Source organism: Ornithinibacillus scapharcae TW25, assembly GCF_000190475.1.
GTDB classification, from domain to species: Bacteria; Bacillota; Bacilli; order Bacillales; family Amphibacillaceae; genus Ornithinibacillus; species Ornithinibacillus scapharcae.
The window spans coordinates 1-1,979 of record NZ_AEWH01000023.1 but is presented as its reverse complement, the minus strand read 5'-3'; the positions used below and the strand labels follow the sequence as shown (position 1 = coordinate 1,979).

Below are 1,979 nucleotides of genomic sequence, written 5' to 3'. Positions count from 1 at the left end.
GCTAATAATACATTTGATATAACCGGTCCAACACGCAGTTCAAACTCTTGTGTTTTTGGATTGAAGAAACGAATTCCGGTAACATCACTAGGTAAAACATCAGGTGTAAATTGCACACGGTTAAACTTACCATCCATAACTTTGGCAAAGCTTTTAGCTAATTTTGTCTTACCTGTTCCTGGCACACTTTCCAGTAATACATGCCCTCCGGAAAATAGCGCGATAAATAATAAGTCGATAACATCTTCCTTACCATAAATTACTTTGTTTAATGCTTCTTTTGCTAATTTAATATTTTTCATCAATTATTCCCCCATTTGTTTTAAGAGTCTAATAATTAAAATTATTATAACATATCATTTCTGCATTTAAAAAATTTATAATTCAAATATTGCAAAAATGTTCGTTAAAACTAGACTATTAAAATATTACATTTACAACGAGAGAAAAAGGCAGTAGTCCAATAAGGAATACTGCCTTTTATGTATAAACTCTATCTTACATATTTGGATCTATTATACTTGGTAAGCAAGGACCAACGTATCCACCAGGACAAGTCATTGGTTTCACTGGAACATCAGTATAAGCAAAGGTGCTTGTACCCGAAAACGAAAAGATTAACCCCGCAACAATTAAGGCTCTAACCATCTTCTTCTTCATCCCTAACACTCCTCTCTTATTCTAATATATAGCAGGTTTACTATATGTTGGAAACGACAAACAGGTACAATAGTAATATCTTTTCAGAAAAATCTATTATGATTTTATTTTTAAAAGAGTAAAACTATTTTAGCTGCTTTCTTTAATTAGTTTTCTTAATTCTTCTATTTCACCTTGCAAACTAAGGATTTCCTTTTCATTGATATCAAAATTACCATATCGAACTTTTTGGTAAGTGCTTATATTAGTAGTTAAGCCCAATCTTTTAAGCCACTCTTCAACAGTTTCAAACTTCCTTCTACCTTTGTTGTATTTAACTGCACTTTTCTCAAATTGATATACTAATTTCCTTGCAGGATGTAATGAATCTTTTAAAAAGAATCGCTTCCAAATACTAGTTTTATAGTTTTTATCAACTAGATTTTTATTTTCTATAAATTTCCCTATAACAAAAGGATTATTATCCTCCTCATTAAAAGAAACCCTTGTACGAAAAAGTTTAATTAACATGAATAACCCACACAAAATGATTAGTATAGCAATACCAATATACGATGCTACAAATGATATAATATAGTCCCATATTGATGGACCTAACTCACCATCTTCCATGGCTACTTCAATTGCTGTTTCCTGTTGTTTCTCAACAAGGTTATTAGAATCTATTGTTGGAATTAATCTAGATAACACATTAATTGGAACGGATAAAGCAAACTGAAAAGCCTCCCAAAACTTGACACCAATGTACTGTAAGGTATTGGAAATAACCAAAATAAATGCAGTTATGGAGAAGAAAAAGTATAAAAAAATTGACCACAAACCATAGTGTAATTTATTTTGTTGCAACTTATTGGTATTTAAAATGTTACTAAGATTGTAGCCAAATATTAGATTTATCAATTGTATAAAAACGAATCCAAGAATCATTACGTCTTTTATAATGAAAAGCCCAATAGTTCCCAATATTAACGTAGTTTTTAAATATGTATTCTCTCTTCTCACCTCCATTTCACTACGGATAGCAATATATCTCCAAGTTAACACCACTGAAAAGACAATACTTAATTCAAATGGATAGCCTATTATTAGAAATAAACAATAAATGAGCGGAATTGATAATATATAGAAAAAGTGTCCTTTCGTAAACTTAGCTATAATCGTAAACAATAAACAAAGTACGATGACGATTACGATATATACCCCGTAAGGAACCTTACTGTAATGATAATAGACTATCGGTAGCAATAATAAATAAAAGATAATTGACTCACTGATAAAGTGGTAAGCGTGCATTATATTTGACTGTTTTTTCAAGAGAA

Annotated in this window: 2 protein-coding genes and 1 pseudogene; all 3 read right to left on the bottom strand. The window is 30.4% G+C overall.

What is annotated here, in order from left to right:
- Nucleotides 1-302: AAA family ATPase (locus tag G5W_RS20580; protein ID WP_010095110.1), on the bottom strand; the 302-nt coding region annotated here is incomplete at its 3' end.
- Between the two features lie 196 nt (nucleotides 303-498).
- Nucleotides 499-660 carry a hypothetical protein gene (locus G5W_RS23720; protein WP_010095109.1) on the bottom strand — a complete coding sequence of 54 codons (162 nt, stop codon included), beginning with the start codon at nucleotides 658-660 and terminating at the stop codon, nucleotides 499-501.
- Nucleotides 661-789: 129 nt separating this feature from the next.
- Nucleotides 790-1,979: pseudogene (locus G5W_RS0106130) on the bottom strand (hypothetical protein); the annotation flags it as partial.

What these genes read in the sequence shown, in the direction of transcription:
- G5W_RS23720 (WP_010095109.1), bottom strand. Translation starts at nt 660, where the DNA reads ATGAAGAAGAAGATGGTTAGAGCCTTAATTGTTGCGGGGTTAATCTTT.